The sequence below is a fragment of the Phaeobacter sp. NW0010-22 genome (genome assembly GCF_040365955.1).
GTDB lineage: Bacteria > Pseudomonadota > Alphaproteobacteria > Rhodobacterales > Rhodobacteraceae > OMPR01.
On sequence record NZ_BAABWT010000009.1, the window covers coordinates 148,491 to 165,965 of the forward strand.

The 17,475-nt window shown below is 54.8% G+C and carries 16 protein-coding genes; 12 read left to right on the top strand and 4 right to left on the bottom strand.

Annotated features, from left to right (window positions below; translation table 11 throughout):
- The first annotated feature begins 6 nt into the window (after nucleotides 1–6).
- Complete coding sequence (locus tag ABWV33_RS18670) at nucleotides 7–816, top strand: extensin-like domain-containing protein (RefSeq protein ID WP_353332953.1); 810 nt, start codon at nucleotides 7–9, stop codon at nucleotides 814–816.
- Here the strand turns inward: ABWV33_RS18670 and ABWV33_RS18675 are convergent.
- The gene (locus ABWV33_RS18675) at nucleotides 813–1,814 is read right to left on the bottom strand and encodes a DUF2125 domain-containing protein (RefSeq protein WP_353332955.1); all 1,002 of its coding nucleotides are present in this window, start codon (nucleotides 1,812–1,814) and stop codon (nucleotides 813–815) included. The two genes, ABWV33_RS18670 and ABWV33_RS18675, sit on opposite strands and share 4 nt — an antisense overlap.
- 68 nt (nucleotides 1,815–1,882) lie before the next feature.
- Between ABWV33_RS18675 and ABWV33_RS18680 the strand changes: the two genes are divergently transcribed.
- From ABWV33_RS18680 to ABWV33_RS18690, 3 genes are all read left to right on the top strand, one after another.
- Nucleotides 1,883–2,413, top strand: coding sequence for a gamma-glutamylcyclotransferase (locus ABWV33_RS18680; protein ID WP_113822545.1), 531 nt, complete (start codon nucleotides 1,883–1,885; stop codon nucleotides 2,411–2,413).
- A 71-nt stretch (nucleotides 2,414–2,484) separates the two neighbouring features.
- On the top strand, nucleotides 2,485–3,669 hold the full coding sequence (locus tag ABWV33_RS18685; protein WP_353332957.1) for a biopolymer transporter ExbB: 1,185 nt from the start codon (nucleotides 2,485–2,487) through the stop codon (nucleotides 3,667–3,669).
- Nucleotides 3,670–3,672: 3 nt separating this feature from the next.
- A complete protein-coding gene (locus tag ABWV33_RS18690) occupies nucleotides 3,673–6,015 on the top strand; it encodes a peptidoglycan -binding protein (RefSeq protein ID WP_353332959.1) in 2,343 nt (780 codons plus the stop codon).
- A gap of 6 nt (nucleotides 6,016–6,021) precedes the next feature.
- Here ABWV33_RS18690 and ABWV33_RS18695 read toward each other — a convergent pair whose 3' ends face one another.
- From ABWV33_RS18695 to gloB, 3 genes are all read right to left on the bottom strand, one after another.
- Entirely contained in the window at nucleotides 6,022–6,918 is an 897-nt protein-coding gene (locus ABWV33_RS18695) for a M23 family metallopeptidase (RefSeq protein ID WP_353332961.1), read from the bottom strand.
- Nucleotides 6,919–6,980: 62 nt separating this feature from the next.
- Complete coding sequence (clpA, locus tag ABWV33_RS18700) at nucleotides 6,981–9,302, bottom strand: ATP-dependent Clp protease ATP-binding subunit ClpA (RefSeq protein ID WP_113822549.1); 2,322 nt, start codon at nucleotides 9,300–9,302, stop codon at nucleotides 6,981–6,983.
- Nucleotides 9,303–9,477: 175 nt separating this feature from the next.
- Nucleotides 9,478–10,245 carry a hydroxyacylglutathione hydrolase gene (gene gloB / locus ABWV33_RS18705; RefSeq protein WP_353332963.1) on the bottom strand — a complete coding sequence of 256 codons (768 nt, stop codon included), beginning with the start codon at nucleotides 10,243–10,245 and terminating at the stop codon, nucleotides 9,478–9,480.
- A 62-nt stretch (nucleotides 10,246–10,307) separates the two neighbouring features.
- On the opposite strand from gloB, the gene ABWV33_RS18710 reads away from it, so the two are divergent.
- The 8 genes from ABWV33_RS18710 (at nucleotide 10,308) to ABWV33_RS18745 (ending at nucleotide 17,406) form a co-directional block, all read left to right on the top strand.
- On the top strand, nucleotides 10,308–11,054 hold the full coding sequence (locus tag ABWV33_RS18710) for a class I SAM-dependent methyltransferase (protein WP_353332965.1): 747 nt from the start codon (nucleotides 10,308–10,310) through the stop codon (nucleotides 11,052–11,054).
- A gap of 417 nt (nucleotides 11,055–11,471) precedes the next feature.
- Nucleotides 11,472–12,032 carry a F0F1 ATP synthase subunit delta gene (locus ABWV33_RS18715; RefSeq protein ID WP_113822552.1) on the top strand — a complete coding sequence of 187 codons (561 nt, stop codon included), beginning with the start codon at nucleotides 11,472–11,474 and terminating at the stop codon, nucleotides 12,030–12,032.
- Nucleotides 12,033–13,571: a F0F1 ATP synthase subunit alpha gene (atpA, locus tag ABWV33_RS18720; RefSeq protein ID WP_113822553.1), complete on the top strand. Its 1,539-nt coding sequence runs from the start codon at nucleotides 12,033–12,035 to the stop codon at nucleotides 13,569–13,571.
- A gap of 12 nt (nucleotides 13,572–13,583) precedes the next feature.
- The gene (locus ABWV33_RS18725; protein WP_353332968.1) at nucleotides 13,584–14,459 is read left to right on the top strand and encodes a F0F1 ATP synthase subunit gamma; all 876 of its coding nucleotides are present in this window, start codon (nucleotides 13,584–13,586) and stop codon (nucleotides 14,457–14,459) included.
- Nucleotides 14,460–14,476: 17 nt separating this feature from the next.
- Entirely contained in the window at nucleotides 14,477–15,901 is a 1,425-nt protein-coding gene (gene atpD / locus ABWV33_RS18730; protein ID WP_113822555.1) for a F0F1 ATP synthase subunit beta, read from the top strand.
- Between the two features lie 12 nt (nucleotides 15,902–15,913).
- Nucleotides 15,914–16,318: a F0F1 ATP synthase subunit epsilon gene (locus tag ABWV33_RS18735; RefSeq protein WP_121999281.1), complete on the top strand. Its 405-nt coding sequence runs from the start codon at nucleotides 15,914–15,916 to the stop codon at nucleotides 16,316–16,318.
- Nucleotides 16,319–16,434: 116 nt separating this feature from the next.
- Nucleotides 16,435–16,785 carry an H-type lectin domain-containing protein gene (locus ABWV33_RS18740; protein ID WP_113822557.1) on the top strand — a complete coding sequence of 117 codons (351 nt, stop codon included), beginning with the start codon at nucleotides 16,435–16,437 and terminating at the stop codon, nucleotides 16,783–16,785.
- Nucleotides 16,786–16,893: 108 nt separating this feature from the next.
- Nucleotides 16,894–17,406 (top strand): GNAT family N-acetyltransferase, encoded by a 513-nt coding sequence (locus tag ABWV33_RS18745; RefSeq protein WP_353332971.1) that lies wholly within the window; start codon nucleotides 16,894–16,896, stop codon nucleotides 17,404–17,406.
- Nucleotides 17,407–17,475: the final 69 nt, after the last annotated feature.

The following is a 17,475-nucleotide window of genomic DNA, read 5'->3' on the forward strand; positions in this document are numbered from 1 at the left end:
GCATTCGTGCCACCGATACCTTTGGCAGAGGCACAGGAAGAGCCTCAATCCCCCGCATTGCAAGAGGCTGCTGTATTGGTGGCTGTTTCAGAAGTGGCGACAAGGGTTCAAGGTGTAAGGTTGAGACCGACGCCCCGCCCCACGAAGGCTGCAGAGCCGGGGGAGGCCGAGATAACGGTCGTGGCCCAAGCGGCCGCGGTGCAGACATTTGGCCCGACAAGCTCTTTGCGCCCTATCGTGCGCCCGAAAGCCGTTGAACAGCAGGTTTTCTTTGGCAAAAAGCGTAAAAGCCGTAAGGGGTCGGTCTGTGGAAATGCGGATATCAAGGGCGAGAAAGTCGGACGGGTTCCCGGAAAACTGAACGGCTGTGGTGTCAAGGATGCGGTTCGTGTGACGTCCATCTCAGGCGTGCGGCTAAGTCGAGGTGCGGTGATGACTTGTGATACAGCACAAGCATTAAACCAATGGGTTGAACGCGGGGTAAAGCCAACATTTCGGAACCGTGGCCCGGTCGTTGAGATGCGTGTCGCGGCGCACTACTCTTGCCGGACGCGAAACAACCGAAGGGGCGCCAAAATTTCCGAACATGGCAAGGGTAAGGCCATCGACATTTCGTCATTCACTATGAAAGACGGAGAGGAGATTACTGTTCTCCAAGGATGGAAACGGGGCAGCTCCCGCCGTCTTTTGCAAAGAACGTGGAAAGCAGCCTGCGGCCCGTTTGGGACGGTGCTTGGACCCAAGGCGGACCGCTATCATCAGGATCATTTCCATCTGGATACAGCGCGCCACCGGGGCGGGCCGTATTGTCGCTAGCGCAAAATCATGCGTGGAGCTGGCCCAAGAGGGATCGGCCCCAGAGCCACATAGCCATCTCTGAAGTTCAACTGAACATCCAATGCCTGTGGATTGCCGCCCAGGCCTGCCAGCATGGACAAGACCCGTTCTGCAGGGTTCACGGCCTGTGTCGGGATCGCGCCAGCATTATGGGCCATTGTCAGCATTTCCCGCCAGTTCTCGGCTTTGAGGGCAATTTCGCCCGTGGGAACACCCAGCTCGTCAACCAATAGCTGACCTGTGGCGAACAGACGCAAAGCCCCCCAATGCATTTCGGCAAGAGCAAGGTCGATCTTTGTGGGCTGCGGGCGCCGCTCTTCTAGGGCTGATCGATTCCATGGCTTGTCAAACTGAATCGTCGTGTCCAGTTTGAGTGTCTCAAAGCTGTGGGGCAGGGCGGTTGAGGACCCAAGCAGTCGCCGCAGATCGTCCCCCAATGTGAAATGCCCGGCTTCGATGTCGTAGGTATATGTATCTGGTCGATCGGTCTGCACCATCGCAAGGGTCAGGTCTTCGGCTCCCAGCATAGGTCCCGTCCCATCCGATATGGTCCAGCGGTTCGCAGTCACAGACATTTGGTTCAGTGTCAAAGCAACACCGGGTTGAAGGTGCAGCAGCGCTTCCATCTTTTGAGCCTGGAGGATCAGGTGGCGATCCAGATAGGACAATCGCTGCGGTGTCTCTGAAAAGCGAACAGTTTGCCGACCGGGCCAGATCGCTGGACTATCCAATTCCAACCAGTCGGCCTGCCAAGCTGTGCCATTGCTCGGATCTGCCAAGGCAGGATTGGTAAGTAGGGTTTTGTGGCTAAGGGGAAAGCCAGAGGTTGATATCGTGGCATAATCGGCTTGCCACCCTCGCAACCGTTGGCTCTCAAACCAGCCAATCACACCTGAACGCAAGCCATATCCCGCCGCGTACCAATAGGCACACCAGACCAAGCTCAAGACAATCACAACACGGATCAAGCGCAACATTGGCCAAAGCCCCTTTTTCCTGCTCTGATTTTGATGTTTATAGGGCGAAACAAGCAAGGACCATAGTGATGACAATGTGGGTATTTGGATATGGGTCGTTATTGTGGAACCCGGGCTTTCCGGTTGCACGCAGCGAACTGGCGACACTGAAAGGGTACGCACGGTCTTTTTGCATGAGCTCTATCCACCATCGCGGTACCGAAGAGAACCCCGGACTGGTGTTGGCGCTGGACGCGATTGAGGCTTCGTTTTGCAAAGGCGTTGCCTTTGCGGTTGAAGCGGGACACGAAGAACGTACGCTTGCAGAGCTACGAGAGCGTGAATTGGTGTCGTCAGCCTACTTAGAAAAGATGCTGGATGTGCATTTCGATACGGGTGAGGTTGTGAATGCCGTGACCTATGTGATCGATGCGGATCATGTGCAGTATTGTGGTGGAATGCCCTTGGAAGAACAGGCGCAGATTATTGCACATGCTGTCGGGGGGCGCGGACCAAATACTGAATACCTCTACAACACGGCTGAGCATCTGGCTGATATCGGCTTGCACGATCAGGATCTGAACTGGCTTTCTGATCGTGTGCGGGCTTTGGTTGCATAAAGCCTTGGCGTTATGCGCAATTTGCCGGTAAGTTTGTAGCTGAGCAGACAAACGTGCCAGGAAACAAGCGCATGGCGCAACAAGACAGTGAAGTGAGACCTCAGTTCTCGCAACCCATCCGTCAGATCACGATGATGCTGATGGTAATTGCCTTATCCGGCTTTGGAATATTCGTCGCGCTGCCGCGCGTTTTGCCGGTGTTCCAGGCCAACCCTTACCTAAACGGCTTTATTCTGCTGGTTTTTGTGATCGGTGTGTTCGCTTGTTTTTGGCAAGTGATTCAGCTGATCGGGTCCGTGCGCTGGATCGAAGAATTTGCAAGTGGGAACGAGCGTGAGGGCATAGCACCGCCACAGCTATTGACCCCGTTGGCGTCGCTGTTGCGGAGCCGCGCGGCTCGGATGCATATCAGCTCAACATCAACCCGCTCAATCTTGGACTCGGTGGCTGAACGGATCGAAGAAGAACGTGAGATAACCCGTTATATCACCAACGTTCTGATATATTTGGGCCTTTTGGGCACATTTTTTGGCCTGGCCACTACGATTCCTGCTGTTGTCGACACCATCCGCAGCCTCGCTCCGCAAGAAGGCGAAGAGGGGCTGGCTGTTTTTGGCCGTCTCATGACAGGGCTTGAAGCGCAGCTGGGCGGGATGGGGGTCGCCTTTGGGTCCTCGCTGCTCGGCTTGGCCGGATCTCTGATTGTTGGGTTGCTAGAACTGTTTGCAGGACATGGGCAAAACCGGTTCTACCGCGAATTGGAAGAATGGCTGTCCACGATCACACGGCTTGGCTTTGCCTCGGGTGAAGACAGTAGCGGATCAGACAATGCGATGCTCACACATGTGATGGATCGAATGGGGGAGCAGATGGAGTCCTTGCAGGGGATGTTCGCTGCCTCTAGCGAAGAAAACACGGCGGTTAATGCTAAGCTTTCACAGTTGGTCGAGTCCATTTCGGACATGAACCACCGTGCTGCCGAAAGTCAGGACACTGCCATCGCCCTGGACCGCGTGGCCGCGGTGCAAGAGACATTGGTCGATGTGATCCGGGCCCAAGGTGAGAACGAAGGCATAGATGCTGAAAGCCGGATGCGGTTACGCTCGATTGATGTGCAAATGTTACGCATCTTGGAAGAGATGTCCGCCGGGCGTCAGGAAACCATGGTTGAATTGCGCAAAGACATTGACCTTTTGGCCAATGCATTGTCGCAGCCGCGGGGGCAAACACGCGTCCGGGGCACGGACGGGGAGTAAGCGATGGCCCTGTCCCGCCGTACTGGTCAACGATTCCAGGGCTCTGTTTGGCCCGGTTTTGTGGATGCGATGACAGGGCTGTTGATGGTCCTGACATTTGTTTTGACCATTTTTATGGTGGTGCAGTTCGTTCTTCGCGAAACAATCTCTGGACAAGAGGTCGAGCTGGATGTTTTGGCGAGCGAAGTTGAAGCGTTGGCGATTGCGCTAGGGCTAGAAGAGCGAGAAGCCAATCAGTTGCAGGCGCGCTTGGGGGCCTTGAATTCGACCCTCAATCAGGCGCAGGGCGATTTGGACCAAGCCCGATCCATCATTTCGGATTTAACGGCTGAACGTGATGCGCAACGCAATGAAATCCAAGCGGCCAACACCCGGATCACAGCGTTCGAAGCACAGGTCGCGACCTTGCTTGCAGATCAGGAGCGCGCACTTGGAGATATTACAGCGCTGGAGCAAGAGCGGGCTGATCTGCGCGCAAAAACAGACAGCCTGTTATCCGAGCAAGAGGCCCTGAATCTTGCGTTGGCCCAATCCCGATCAGAGGTAGATGCACAGGTCGAGGCTGCCCGACTGGCAGCTGCCCGTCGTGAAGCGCTCGAATCGATGGTGGCGGACCTTGAACAAAAGCGCAAAGAGCAGTCTGAGCTGACGCAGTCGCTGCAAAATGAACTGAATGAAGAAGAGGCCGCCCGTCTGGTCGAGGCGGCGGCGGCACAGGCTCTGCGTGACAAATTGGCGGACGCAGATGCTGAATTGACTGCGATGACCTTGTCTTTGGAAGCGCAGCGCAAGGACGCAGAAGAGACATTAATCCTGCTGGCTGCAGCAGATCAGGCGAAGGCAGCCCTTGATCAGGCATTGGCCCAAGCCTTGGACCAGATCGAAGCGGCCAAAGCACAAGCGCGCGATCGGGATGAGTTGGCCGAGCGTTTGACACGGGTTCTTGCGCAGATGGAGGTTACGCAAACTGACGGTGTAAATCGTGTAACCGCATTAGAGGCGGAATTGGATCGGCTGAGAACGGACAGCGCAACGACGCAAGCGGACTTGATAGACCAGTTGACCAAAACGCGCGCGCAAGCGGCGCAGGCCCGGGCTGAGTTTGAAGCCGAAATTGCTGCGTTGCAGTCGTCCAGCGTTCAAACCGAATCCCAATATCAAGAACGATTGGCCCAGCTACAAAGTGATCAGGCCGCAGCCAGACGTGCGCTGGAGGCGCAGATTGCCGAGGGTGAAACACGTGCAATCGAGGCGCGGCAAGGTTGGCAAGATCAACTGGCACAAGCCCAGTCCGAAACGGATCAGTTGCGTGCAGAATTGGGGCGGGCCACACGCGATTTGGAAAGTCTGCGGTCTACCATCGAAACATCATCGCAGGATCAAGCGTCGATAGAAGCGCAACTACTTGCTGCCCTTCAATCGCTGGAGCAAGCGCAGGCCGCGTCCTCGGACCGGGATGTGTTGCAACGTCGGCTGTTGGCGGCAATCGCTGGTCAAGAAGAAGCAGGCGTATCAGCCGAAGCGCAACGATCTCTGGCCGAAGAGAGGGCTGCCTTGCTGGCTCAGGCGCGTGCCGAATTGGCCGATGAAAAAGCAATTTCGACCGAGGCGCAAAAACAAAGAGCCTTGTTGAACCAGCAGGTAGCAGCCTTGCGGACGCAATTGGGTGGATTGCAAGCCCTGTTGGATGATTTCAAAGCACGCGATACAGCCGCACAGGTTCAACTGCAGAACCTTGGTCAAAACCTGAACGCAGCCCTTGCACGCGCCGCGTCAGAAGAGCGTAGGCGGCGGTTGCTGGAAGAAGCTGAGCGCAAACGGCTGGAAGCTGAGGCCCTTGCCCTCGAGGAAGAGGCCAAAGCCTTGGCCGCACAAACAAAAGATCTGCAACGCTATCGGTCGGAATTTTTCGGACGTTTGCGGGATGTTTTGGGGACGCAAGAAGGGGTCCGCATCGAGGGGGATCGTTTTGTGTTTTCCTCCGAGGTTCTCTTTCCACCGGGCGGTGCCGAACTGTCTGCCCTTGGCGAAATCGAGATGGGGAAGATTGCGCTTATTCTGCGCACGATTGCACGGGACATTCCCCCAGAAATCAATTGGGTGATCCGGGTTGATGGGCATACTGATAATGTGCCGCTGTCCGGCACGGGGCAATTTGCAGACAATTGGGAACTGAGCCAAGCGCGAGCGCTCTCTGTGGTGCGCTATATGGTGTCTGATTTGGGAATTTCACCCAGCCGGTTGTCCGCAAATGGCTTTGGTGAGTTTCAGCCGATCAATACGGCAGATACGGCCCAGGCCCGCGCCCAGAACCGCCGGATTGAGTTGAAACTGACCGAGAAATAGGCCTCGTTATTCGATGATCATGTTGATGGATTGCTCGCTGAGCGTCGCACCGTCTCGGATCATTTTGACGGTCCCACGATAGGTTCCTTGGGGCCATGCGGCTTGTTTCAAGCGTTTGCCATAGGCCCTAAAGAACCGAGCGCGGTTCTTTTCTAATTCTGCATCATGAGACAGTGAAAACCCATTTGGGCCAGAGATTGAGAGACGCATAATGTCCCCCTTTAGCCCGCCATATGCAAAACCAAATAACACAAGCGCCTCAGATTCTGCCGGAAGGGAATTCATTTTGGCAGACCCAGCGTGAATGTCTTCGTATTTGGGGAGATTGGGACTGAACCCAATGTCAATCAGCGCGCCAGGCACGTACGGCAGCTCCGAGTGCCATAGGCTGTTCCCTGCTTGGCCGCACAGTGAAGTGTCGCTGGTGTCAAAAGGGTCAACCACTTGACCATTCTGACGCACGGATAAATGTAAGTGAGGAAACTGGGTTTTACCACTTAACCCAACTTCGCCCAAGATAGTGCCCTGTTTGACGCGGTTCCCTTTCTGGACACGGATCGAGCCCAGTTTCATGTGGCAATACTGCGTTTCCCATCCATCCGCATGACGCACGACAACGCCGTTGCCACATTCGCGCCCGCTGACGTCCTCGGCATGTTCTTTTGTGAAATATTTGTCGGGCATGCTATCGCGAGAACCACGCACAACTCCGGGTGCGGCAGCAAGGACATTTACGCCCTCTTGCATCGCTTTTAGCGTGGGGAGGGAGAAATCTGTTCCCTTGTGCCCGTCATAGGCCAATTGGCCACATCGAAAGTCTCGAAATTCGGGACCGGGGTCTCTGTCCGGGTATTGTTGGATATGGCAATTCACACCAAGTTCGCAGTCAATCGGGAGGCTCAAAACAGGCGCACTCGCCGCAGATCCTGCGACGAGTGCAAAGAGAGCCGTTAAGGCCGCTCGCATTATTCAGCTGTGAGCAGGGGCGGCTTGTCGCCCGAGATGCGCTGCTGATCTGGACCGTCGATTTTTAGATCCAATTTTCCATCTTTGAGGCTGACTTTGACAACACCACCTTTGGCCAGTTTGCCGAACAGGAGTTCTTCAGCGAGTGGCTTTTTGATGTATTCCTGAATGACACGTCCCAAAGGACGGGCCCCCATCCGATCATCATACCCTTTGTCAGCAAGCCACTCGGCGGCCGGACGCGTCAGTTCGATTGAAACGTGACGATCCATCAGCTGCGCTTCGAGTTGAAGAACAAACTTTTCAACAACTTGCAGGATGACTTCTTTGGGCAGAGGTGCGAACGAAATCACGGCATCCAGACGGTTGCGGAATTCTGGTGAGAATGTGCGCTCAATCGCAGCGGTATCTTCACCTTCGCGCCTATCCCGACCAAACCCAATCGCAGATTTTGCCTGCTCTGAGGCACCTGCGTTTGACGTCATGATCAACACAACATTGCGGAAGTTCACGGTTCTGCCATTGTGATCTGTCAGCTGGCCGTTATCCATCACCTGCAACAAGATGTTATATACATCGGGGTGGGCTTTTTCCATCTCATCCAGCAGCAAGACGCAGTGTGGATGCTGATCAACACCGTCAGTCAACAGACCGCCCTGATCAAATCCGACATAACCCGGAGGGGCGCCAATCAAACGGCTGACGGCGTGTTTTTCCATGTACTCAGACATATCAAACCGCAGCAATTCAACGCCCAGCGTATCCGCAAGTTGCTTGGCAACCTCGGTTTTACCGACGCCGGTTGGGCCCGCGAACAGATAGTTCCCGATGGGCTTTTCTGGTTCGCGCAGTCCGGCACGCGCCAGTTTGATAGCGCTCGACAAAGCGTCGATTGCATCATCTTGCCCAAATACGACGCGTTTCAGCGAGTTTTCGAGATCTTTCAGAACTTCGGCATCATCTTTGGTGACATTCTTCGGCGGAATGCGCGCGATTTTGGCCACGACGGCTTCGATCTCTTTCACCCCAATGGTCTTGCGGCGTTTGCTTTCGGCAACCAGATGTTGGGCTGCGCCTGCTTCGTCGATGACGTCAATCGCCTTGTCCGGCAATTTCCGGTCATTGATATAACGCGCCGCCAATTCTACCGCCGATTTGATCGCATCGGCTGTATACTTGATATCGTGGTGCTCTTCAAAATAGGGCTTCAGACCACGCAAAATCTTGATGCTGTCTTCGACCGTTGGTTCACTGACGTCGATTTTCTGGAAACGACGGCTCAGCGCTCGGTCTTTTTCAAAGTGCTGGCGGAACTCTTTGTAGGTTGTCGATCCCATAGTACGCAACTTGCCGCCCTGCAGCGCAGGTTTCAGCAGGTTAGAAGCATCCATTGCGCCACCAGAGGTAGCACCAGCGCCGATGACCGTGTGGATTTCGTCAATGAACAGAACTGCATCTGGATGATCTTCAAGCTCTGTCACAACGGCTTTAAGCCGCTCTTCGAAATCACCACGATAACGGGTGCCAGCCAACAATGCGCCCATATCGAGCGAATAGATAGTTGCGTTGGCTAAGATTTCGGGGGTCTTGCCATTGACGATCTTGCGGGCCAGACCTTCGGCGATTGCTGTTTTGCCAACACCGGGGTCACCAACCAGCAAGGGGTTGTTTTTGCGACGGCGGCACAAAACCTGAATGCAGCGCTCGACTTCTTGATCACGCCCGATCAGAGGGTCGATATCGCCTTCGCGGGATTTGGCGTTCAAATCGACGCAATATTTGGCAAGCGCGCTCTCATTTTTGTCGGGCTCAACAGTCGGCTGTGGTTCTTCTTCGCTTTCAGTCGCTCCGGTTACAGGGCGGTTTTCCCCAAAGGCGGGATCTTTGGCGACGCCATGCGCAATGAAATTCACCGCGTCATACCGTGTCATTTCCTGTTCTTGCAGGAAATAGGCAGCGTTGCTTTCGCGTTCCGCAAAGATCGCGACTAAAACGTTGGCGCCGGTGACTTCTGTGCGGCCCGAACTTTGGACGTGGATTGCAGCGCGCTGGATCACACGTTGGAACGCAGCAGTTGGAACCGCTTCGGACCCATCGATATCAGTGACCAGATTAGACAGGTCTTCGTCGATGAATTCGACCAAAGTGCTGCGAAGATCTGTCAGATCCACACTACAAGCTTTCATGACGCGCACCGCATCGGGCTCGTCAAGCAGCGCCAGCAAAAGGTGCTCCAGCGTTGCAAATTCGTGGTGCCGTTCGTTGGCAGCAGCCAGGGCTGCGTGAATGGCGTGTTCAAGTGTGCTCGAGAATGAAGGCACGCGGGTGCTCCTCTGTCTTGGGTCGGGAAGGGGATGATTTGCGATCATTCCCCCGTACCAACCATGTCCTCATAGTATTAGAGTTTGGTTGATAGAGCCGCAGCTTCAAGGGTTTTCTTTCATTTTTGGGTCACATTTCCTGTGAGTGCGGCTGTGAAGTCCTGTCTATAGGGGATTAGAAGCGATCTTTGCGTGCACGAATTTCGGTAAAAACCGCAGCTGCATCGGCCTCTTCCATGCCCAGGTGCGTCTTAATAGCGGGGTCTTGGGCCCGCAAAAAGGGGTTGGTTGCCAATTCCAGTGACAAAGTGGATGGAACGGTGGCTTTGCCTGCAGCGCGTGCTGAGGCGATATCTGCAATGCGTGTTTTCAGGTCAGGGTTGTGCGGATCAACGGTTTCAGCAAAGCGCCCGTTCGATTGAGTGTACTCGTGCCCCGAATATACGACGGTTTCGCGGGGCAGAGCAGCCAACTTGCTCAGCGACTCCCACATCTGCTCTGGGGTGCCCTCGAACAGACGGCCACATCCCAAAGCCATCAGGCTATCAGCGGTAAACACGGCCGCACTATTTGGTATGTGAAATGCGATATGGCCGATAGTGTGCCCAGACACATCCAGAACCTGTATTGGCTCCCCACCAAATGTCAGCTCATCTCCTTCACGGACTTCTATGTCCAAAGGGGGTAGGCGATAGGCGTCATCGGCTGCACCGATCACCTTGGCTGGATGCGCTTTCAGGATATCAGCCAGACCTTCGACATGATCCCAATGGTGGTGCGTCAGCAGGATGTGGCTCAAGCGCCAATTGCGTTCTGCAAGAGCCGATAAAATAGGGGCAGCTTCGGGGGCATCAATCAGGGCTGTTTCCCCGCTTGCCGCATCATGGGCAATAAAGGCATAGTTGTCGCTGAGACATGGAATAGTTAGGATCTCGAGAGGCATGGTCTTTTGCTCCTTCATTGCTAGAGTGACCTTTAAACTGGCCGATCACACAGGCACCTGCAATGCACCTTGATGTACAAGATCTGAGGAATTTCTATTATCGCAGCACGCTGGGTCGTGCCGCGCAAAGATCAATCCGGGATCGGGTGCTGGATATTTGGCCCGAAGCCAGTGGCCAAACCGTTGCAGGCTTTGGCTTTGCTGTGCCTTTGTTGCGCCCGTATCTCTCTGACGCTCGGCGCGTGATCGGCCTGATGCCGGGGCCTCAAGGGGTGATGGCCTGGCCTGCTGGCATGGCGAACGTTTCGGTCCTGACCGAAGAAACCAAATGGCCAATTGATACCGGCCATGTTGATAAACTGATCGTCATGCATGGGCTGGAAACGTCCGAGCGTCCCTCGCAACTGCTAGAGGAATGTTGGCGTGTTCTAGGGCCGGGTGGAAAAGCCCTGTTCATTGTGCCGAACCGGGCCGGGCTTTGGTCTCGATCGGACAAGACACCGTTTGGCTTTGGACGGCCGTATTCTTTGGGGCAATTGGAGACACAACTGCGCATCCATGAATTCTTGCCAGAATTCCACTGTTCCGCTTTGTATCAGCCCCCCTCTTCAAAGCGGTTCTGGCTCAAATCAGGTGCCTTGATGGAGCGCACAGGCACGCGTGTTCCGACGGTTATGGCGGGCGGGGTCTTTATCGTTGAGGTGAGTAAGCGATTGCATCCGCCCAGTGGGGCCAAGATCCGTGACAAAGCTCCATCCCGCATTCGCATTCTCGAAGGGCTGTCTAACCCGCGTCCCAAGCCGGCCTAAGTCATTGTTCAATCCGATCTCGGCATCCGGTTGTCTCATTTAGTTCAGATCCGGGGGTTGCACTTCAATGGATCTCATTTTTTAACTATCAGCTTCAGCAGGTGGGTAAACTGGACTTATCGAAGATGCCAGTTGGAGGTGTGACGCTAGGGAATCCGTCACAAGAATCGAAAAAACCTGAGTTTTAGTAACATTTTTCACGTCCAAAGCCGGTGCAAAGGGTCGCAGTTTTGCTAACTCCTTGAAAACACTTGTTTTGTGGATAAACCTGTTACCGCTATACTATGTTGCTTGGTTGAGTGGGCTCTGTTACATCCACGCTGATTTTGATGCCCTGCCGTTTTGGCGGGGCTTCTTCACGCCCCCGGGCTGCGTATGTGGTGTGCGAAACCGGGGCCAATTGTCGGAAGGGTGGACGTGTCCGAACCAGCTTCGATTTCCGTAGGCATCGCTGCGCGCTATGCCACCGCGATCTTTGAGATCGCGAAAGAGAACAATAACCTCGATGGTCTTGAAACCGGCGTCAAAGATTTGGCTGCCGCGTTGAGCGATAGTGCAGAGTTGCGTCAGTTGGTGAATTCACCGCTGGTGTCACGCGCTGAGCAAGAAGCCGCGATTTCGGCTGTAGCCGGAAAAATGGGTTTGGATCCTGTGCTGAGCAATGCACTGGCTCTGATGGCGCAAAAGCGTCGCCTGTTTGTGGTTCCTCAGCTGCTGAACGCTCTGCGTGATCAGTTGGCAGAGGCACGCGGTGAAGTCACCGCTGATGTCGCATCAGCCAAAGCGTTGACCAAGGCTCAGACCGAAAAACTGTCAAAGACGCTGTCCGAGCGTGTTGGCAAAACCGTTACAATCAATGCGACCGTCGACGAAAGCCTCGTTGGCGGTCTTGTCGTTAAAGTGGGCTCGAAGATGATCGACACGTCGATCCGCTCCAAGCTCAACTCCCTCCAGAATGCAATGAAAGAGGTCGGATAAATGGGTATCCAAGCTGCAGAAATTTCTGCAATCCTGAAGGACCAGATCAAGAACTTTGGTCAGGACGCAGAAGTGGCCGAAATCGGTCGCGTGCTGAGCGTTGGCGATGGTATCGCCCGCGTTTACGGTCTCGACAACGTTCAGGCCGGTGAAATGGTCGAATTTCCAGGTGGCATTATGGGCATGGCCCTGAACCTGGAAACAGACAACGTTGGTGTGGTTATCTTTGGTTCCGACCGGGACATTAAAGAAGGCGACACTGTTAAGCGGACCAACTCGATCGTGGACGTGCCAATCGGCAACGGTCTTCTGGGTCGTGTTGTTGACGGCTTGGGCAACCCCCTGGACGGCAAAGGCCCCATCGAATCTTCCGCGCGCGGTGTTGCAGACGTTAAAGCGCCGGGCATCATCCCACGTAAATCGGTTCACGAGCCGATGGCGACTGGCCTCAAGTCGGTTGACGCGATGATCCCAATCGGTCGTGGCCAGCGTGAGCTGATCATTGGTGACCGTCAGACCGGTAAAACTGCCGTTGCTCTGGACGCGATCCTGAACCAGAAATCGGTTAACGAAGCTGCTGGCGACGACGAGAGCAAGAAGCTCTACTGCGTTTACGTTGCGATCGGTCAGAAACGTTCGACCGTTGCTCAGCTGGTTAAAAAGCTCGAAGAGTCCGGTGCGATTGAATATTCGATCGTTGTTGCTGCGACCGCTTCTGATCCAGCACCTATGCAGTTCCTGGCACCTTACGCCGCGACCGCGATGGCGGAATTCTTCCGCGACAACGGCCGTCACGCTCTGATCATCTATGATGACTTGTCCAAGCAGGCCGTGTCCTATCGCCAGATGTCCTTGCTGCTGCGTCGTCCGCCCGGACGTGAAGCTTACCCTGGTGACGTTTTCTATCTCCACTCCCGCTTGCTGGAGCGTTCGGCCAAGCTGAACGAAGATAACGGTTCCGGTTCGCTGACCGCGTTGCCTGTTATTGAAACCCAAGGTGGTGACGTTTCCGCGTTTATTCCAACCAACGTGATTTCGATCACCGACGGTCAGATCTTCTTGGAAACCGAACTGTTCTACCAAGGTATCCGTCCTGCTGTGAACACCGGTCTGTCGGTTTCTCGTGTGGGTTCGTCGGCTCAAACCAACTCGATGAAGTCGGTTGCGGGTCCGGTGAAACTGGAACTGGCTCAGTATCGTGAAATGGCTGCCTTTGCGCAGTTTGGTTCGGACCTCGACGCCGCCACTCAGCAGTTGCTGAACCGTGGTGCCCGTCTGACCGAGCTGATGAAACAGCCACAGTACGCACCGCTGACAAACGCCGAAATCGTTTGCGTCATCTTTGCTGGTACCAACGCTTACCTCGACAAAATCGATGTAACCGATGTGACCCGTTATGAGGCTGGCCTGCTGGCGCACCTGCGTGGCAAGCACCAGGATCTGCTGGACTGGATCACCAACGAAGATCCCAAGATCAAGGGTGACGCTGCGGACAAGATCAAGGCTGCTCTGGACGAATTCGCCGCAACCTTCGCTTAAGGAGACGCGGCAATGCCAAGTCTAAAGGACCTTAAAAACAGGATCGAGTCGGTCAAATCGACCCGCAAGATCACCAAAGCCATGCAGATGGTCGCGGCCGCAAAATTGCGCCGCGCCCAAGAGGCTGCCGAGGCATCACGCCCCTATACCGCGCGTTTCAACGCGGTCATGGCGGGTTTGGCTGCGTCGGTTGGGGGCAGCGATAGCGCCCCCAAATTGCTCCGGGGAACCGGTAGTGATCAGGTTCATCTGTTGGTTGTCATGACTGCTGAACGCGGCCTTTGTGGCGGCTTCAACGGCAACATCTCCAAACTGGCCCGTGCCAAAGCAGCTGAGCTGCAGGCGCAAGGCAAAACCGTCAAGATCCTCACCGTGGGCAAAAAAGGCCGCGATGCGATCAAACGGGATCTTGGGGAATACTTTGTGGGTCACGTTGACCTGAGCGAAGTCAAGCGTTTGGGCTATTCCAATGCGCAAGACATCGCAAAGGACATCCTGGCGCGCTTTGATGCCGAAGAGTTTGATGTTGCGACGATCTTCTACGCGAAGTTCGTGAATGTTGTGACACAAATCCCAACCGCACAGCAGATCATTCCAGCTTCGTTCGACGAAGTTGAGGGTGATGGAGATACGGCGCTTTACGACTACGAGCCCAGCGAAGAGGCCATCTTGGCCGATCTGCTGCCCCGTGGAGTTGCGACCCAAATCTTCTCTGCTCTGCTGGAGAATGGCGCATCTGAACAGGGTGCCCGGATGAGCGCGATGGATAACGCGACCCGTAACGCAGGCGAAATGATCGACAAATTGACGATCCAGTACAACCGCTCGCGTCAGGCCGTAATCACCAACGAGCTGATTGAAATTATTTCGGGCGCTGAAGCGCTTTAAGAAACCGGAGACGAAACATGGCGAATGCAAAAGGCAAAGTCACGCAGATCATCGGGGCCGTCGTCGACGTCCAGTTCGATGACGCACTGCCTGAAATTCTGAACGCGCTGGAAACCACCAACAACGGCAAAAAGCTGGTGTTGGAAGTTGCTCAGCACCTTGGTGAAAACACAGTCCGTACCATTGCGATGGACGCGTCCGAAGGCCTCGTTCGCGGCGCCGAAGTGACCGACCTTGGTCAACCGATCATGGTTCCAGTTGGCACCGCGACGCTCGGCCGGATCCTGAACGTTGTGGGCGAGCCCATCGACGAAAAAGGTCCTGTTGAAACAACCGAAACCCGTGCCATCCACCAGGATGCGCCAGCATTTGCGGATCAGGCAACTGAATCCGAAGTTCTGGTTACAGGCATTAAGGTTGTTGACCTGTTGGCGCCTTACGCCAAGGGTGGTAAAATTGGTCTGTTCGGTGGTGCCGGTGTTGGCAAAACCGTTCTGATCATGGAACTGATCAACAACATCGCCAAAGTGCACTCGGGCGTGTCCGTGTTCGCGGGTGTTGGTGAGCGTACGCGTGAAGGCAATGACCTTTACCACGAGATGATCGAATCCGGTGTTATCGTTCCTGAGAAACTGGAAGACTCGAAAATTGCTCTGGTTTACGGCCAGATGAACGAGCCTCCCGGGGCACGTATGCGTATTGCTCTGTCGGGTCTGACCCTGGCGGAACAGTTCCGTGATGCGACCGGTACCGACGTTCTGTTCTTTGTGGATAACATCTTCCGCTTTACACAGGCTGGTTCCGAGGTTTCGGCTCTGCTGGGTCGTATTCCTTCGGCGGTTGGCTATCAGCCCACACTGGCGACCGACATGGGCGCGATGCAGGAACGGATTACATCGACCAAAGCCGGTTCGATTACATCGGTTCAGGCCGTATACGTTCCCGCGGATGACTTGACCGACCCTGCGCCGGCCACATCGTTTGCGCACTTGGACGCGACAACCGTTCTTAACCGTGCGATCTCGGAAAAGGGTATCTACCCTGCTGTTGACCCGCTCGACTCGACTTCGCGTCTGCTTGACCCAGCCATCGTTGGCGAAGAGCACTATGCGGTTGCGACCGAAGTTCAGCAGATCCTTCAGCGTTACAAATCGCTTCAGGATATCATCGCGATCCTCGGCATGGACGAACTGTCAGAAGAAGACAAACTGACCGTGACACGTGCGCGTAAGATCGAACGTTTCATGTCGCAGCCGTTTGACGTTGCTCAGGTCTTTACCGGTTCGCCCGGTGTTCAGGTTCCTCTGGACGTGACCATTGCATCGTTCAAGGCTGTTGTGGCTGGCGAATACGATCACCTTCCCGAAGCGGCCTTCCTGATGGTTGGTGGCATTGACGAAGTGATCGCTAAAGCCGAAAAAATGGCTGCTGAAGCCGCCTAAGGAGTATACCTGATGGCCGATACCATGCAATTTGACCTTGTCTCACCAGAGCGGAGCCTTGCTTCGCTTCAGGTGAGCGCGGTGCAGATCCCTGGCGCAGATGGCGACATGACAGCAATGCCTGATCATGCTCCGACCATCACCACATTGCGTCCAGGCATCCTGCGGATCGAAGGCCCCGAAGGTTCCAGTGAATACCTGGTAACCGGCGGTTTCGCTGAGATTGGCGCAGGCTCCCTGTCCGTGCTGGCTGAAAAAGCAACGCCGGTATCCGAAGTGACACGCGCACATATCGACGAGTTGATCGCCGAAGCGCGCGCATCGCATGAGGCTGCCCAGGCGCACCCAAGCATCGTAGATGAGGCCGCCAAGTTGTTGGCTGATATGGAAGCCCTCGGCACCCATATGAGCCTGTGACAGGCGTCTTAGCGAACGAATAGAAAGTCGGCCCTTGACGGGGCCGGCTTTTTTTGTGTTTTTTGGCCTGCCGTAGATAGTGCTGCATGGCCATGCTTGAAGATTAGAATGACGAGATGAAGTTTTTCAAAACCCACCCGATTGCCATTGCTCAGGGCGATGAGCAGCTGTTTTCTGATTTCGAAAATGGTGGTGAGATGTGGACCGGATCCGGGACACGCGAACGACGCCTGGCAGTCACCTTTCAAGAACCATTTCGATCAACTCCTGCTGTGCAGGCTCACATATCTTTGTGGGACGTTGATACGACCTTTGCTGTACGGGCCGAGGTCACAGCGGAGCAGATATCAACCACTGGCTTTGATATTGTGTTCCATACTTGGGCTGACACGCGTGTCGCGCGGGTGCGGGTGGCTTGGATGGCGATCGGGGATGTCTCAGATGATGATGATTGGGACATTTCGTAGAACCCCCAGATTGTCATTCCTCAGGTCAGGGGATCGTCCCCTTTGAGTGACGTCTTGCTCTTGAACATTCCCACGCGCATCATGCAGATTAGCCGACTGGGAGGTTCCATGACCTACAAACTTGAATTCGTCACTGCCTTACCTGACCCGCCGGCTTTCCAAGCTTTGATGGTGGAATACTATCAGATCATGATCGACAAGTTGGTGGGGGCAGGCGGCCCCACTCTCTCTGCTGTTGATTTGGCGTCTGATACTATGGATCATTTGGATGAATTAACCCCACCCGAGGGGCGAATACTGTTGGCAACACAGTCAGATGGAGCGCTGGTTGGATGCGGTGTTCTTCGAAAAATTCGAGCAGATGCTGCTGAATTGAAACGAATGTATGTACGCCCCAGCGCGCAAGGCAGCGGGTTAGGGCGGCAGCTGTTTGAGACTAGGATAGCTGAGGCACGAAAGATGGGTTGCACGGCTCTGTACGCGGACACAATCACTGGCAATGCGGCGATGTTGTCGATGTATGAAAGATTTGGGTTTCGCTACATTGCTCGATACCCTGAAAATGCAAACGCCCCGGAACTGGATCCATATCTTGTCTATCTCGAGCTAAAGCTTGCCTAGGCTTTTGGGCAAAGGTGAATTGCGACAAAGATCTTGGATCTACAAATGCAAAAGGCGGCCATTGGCCGC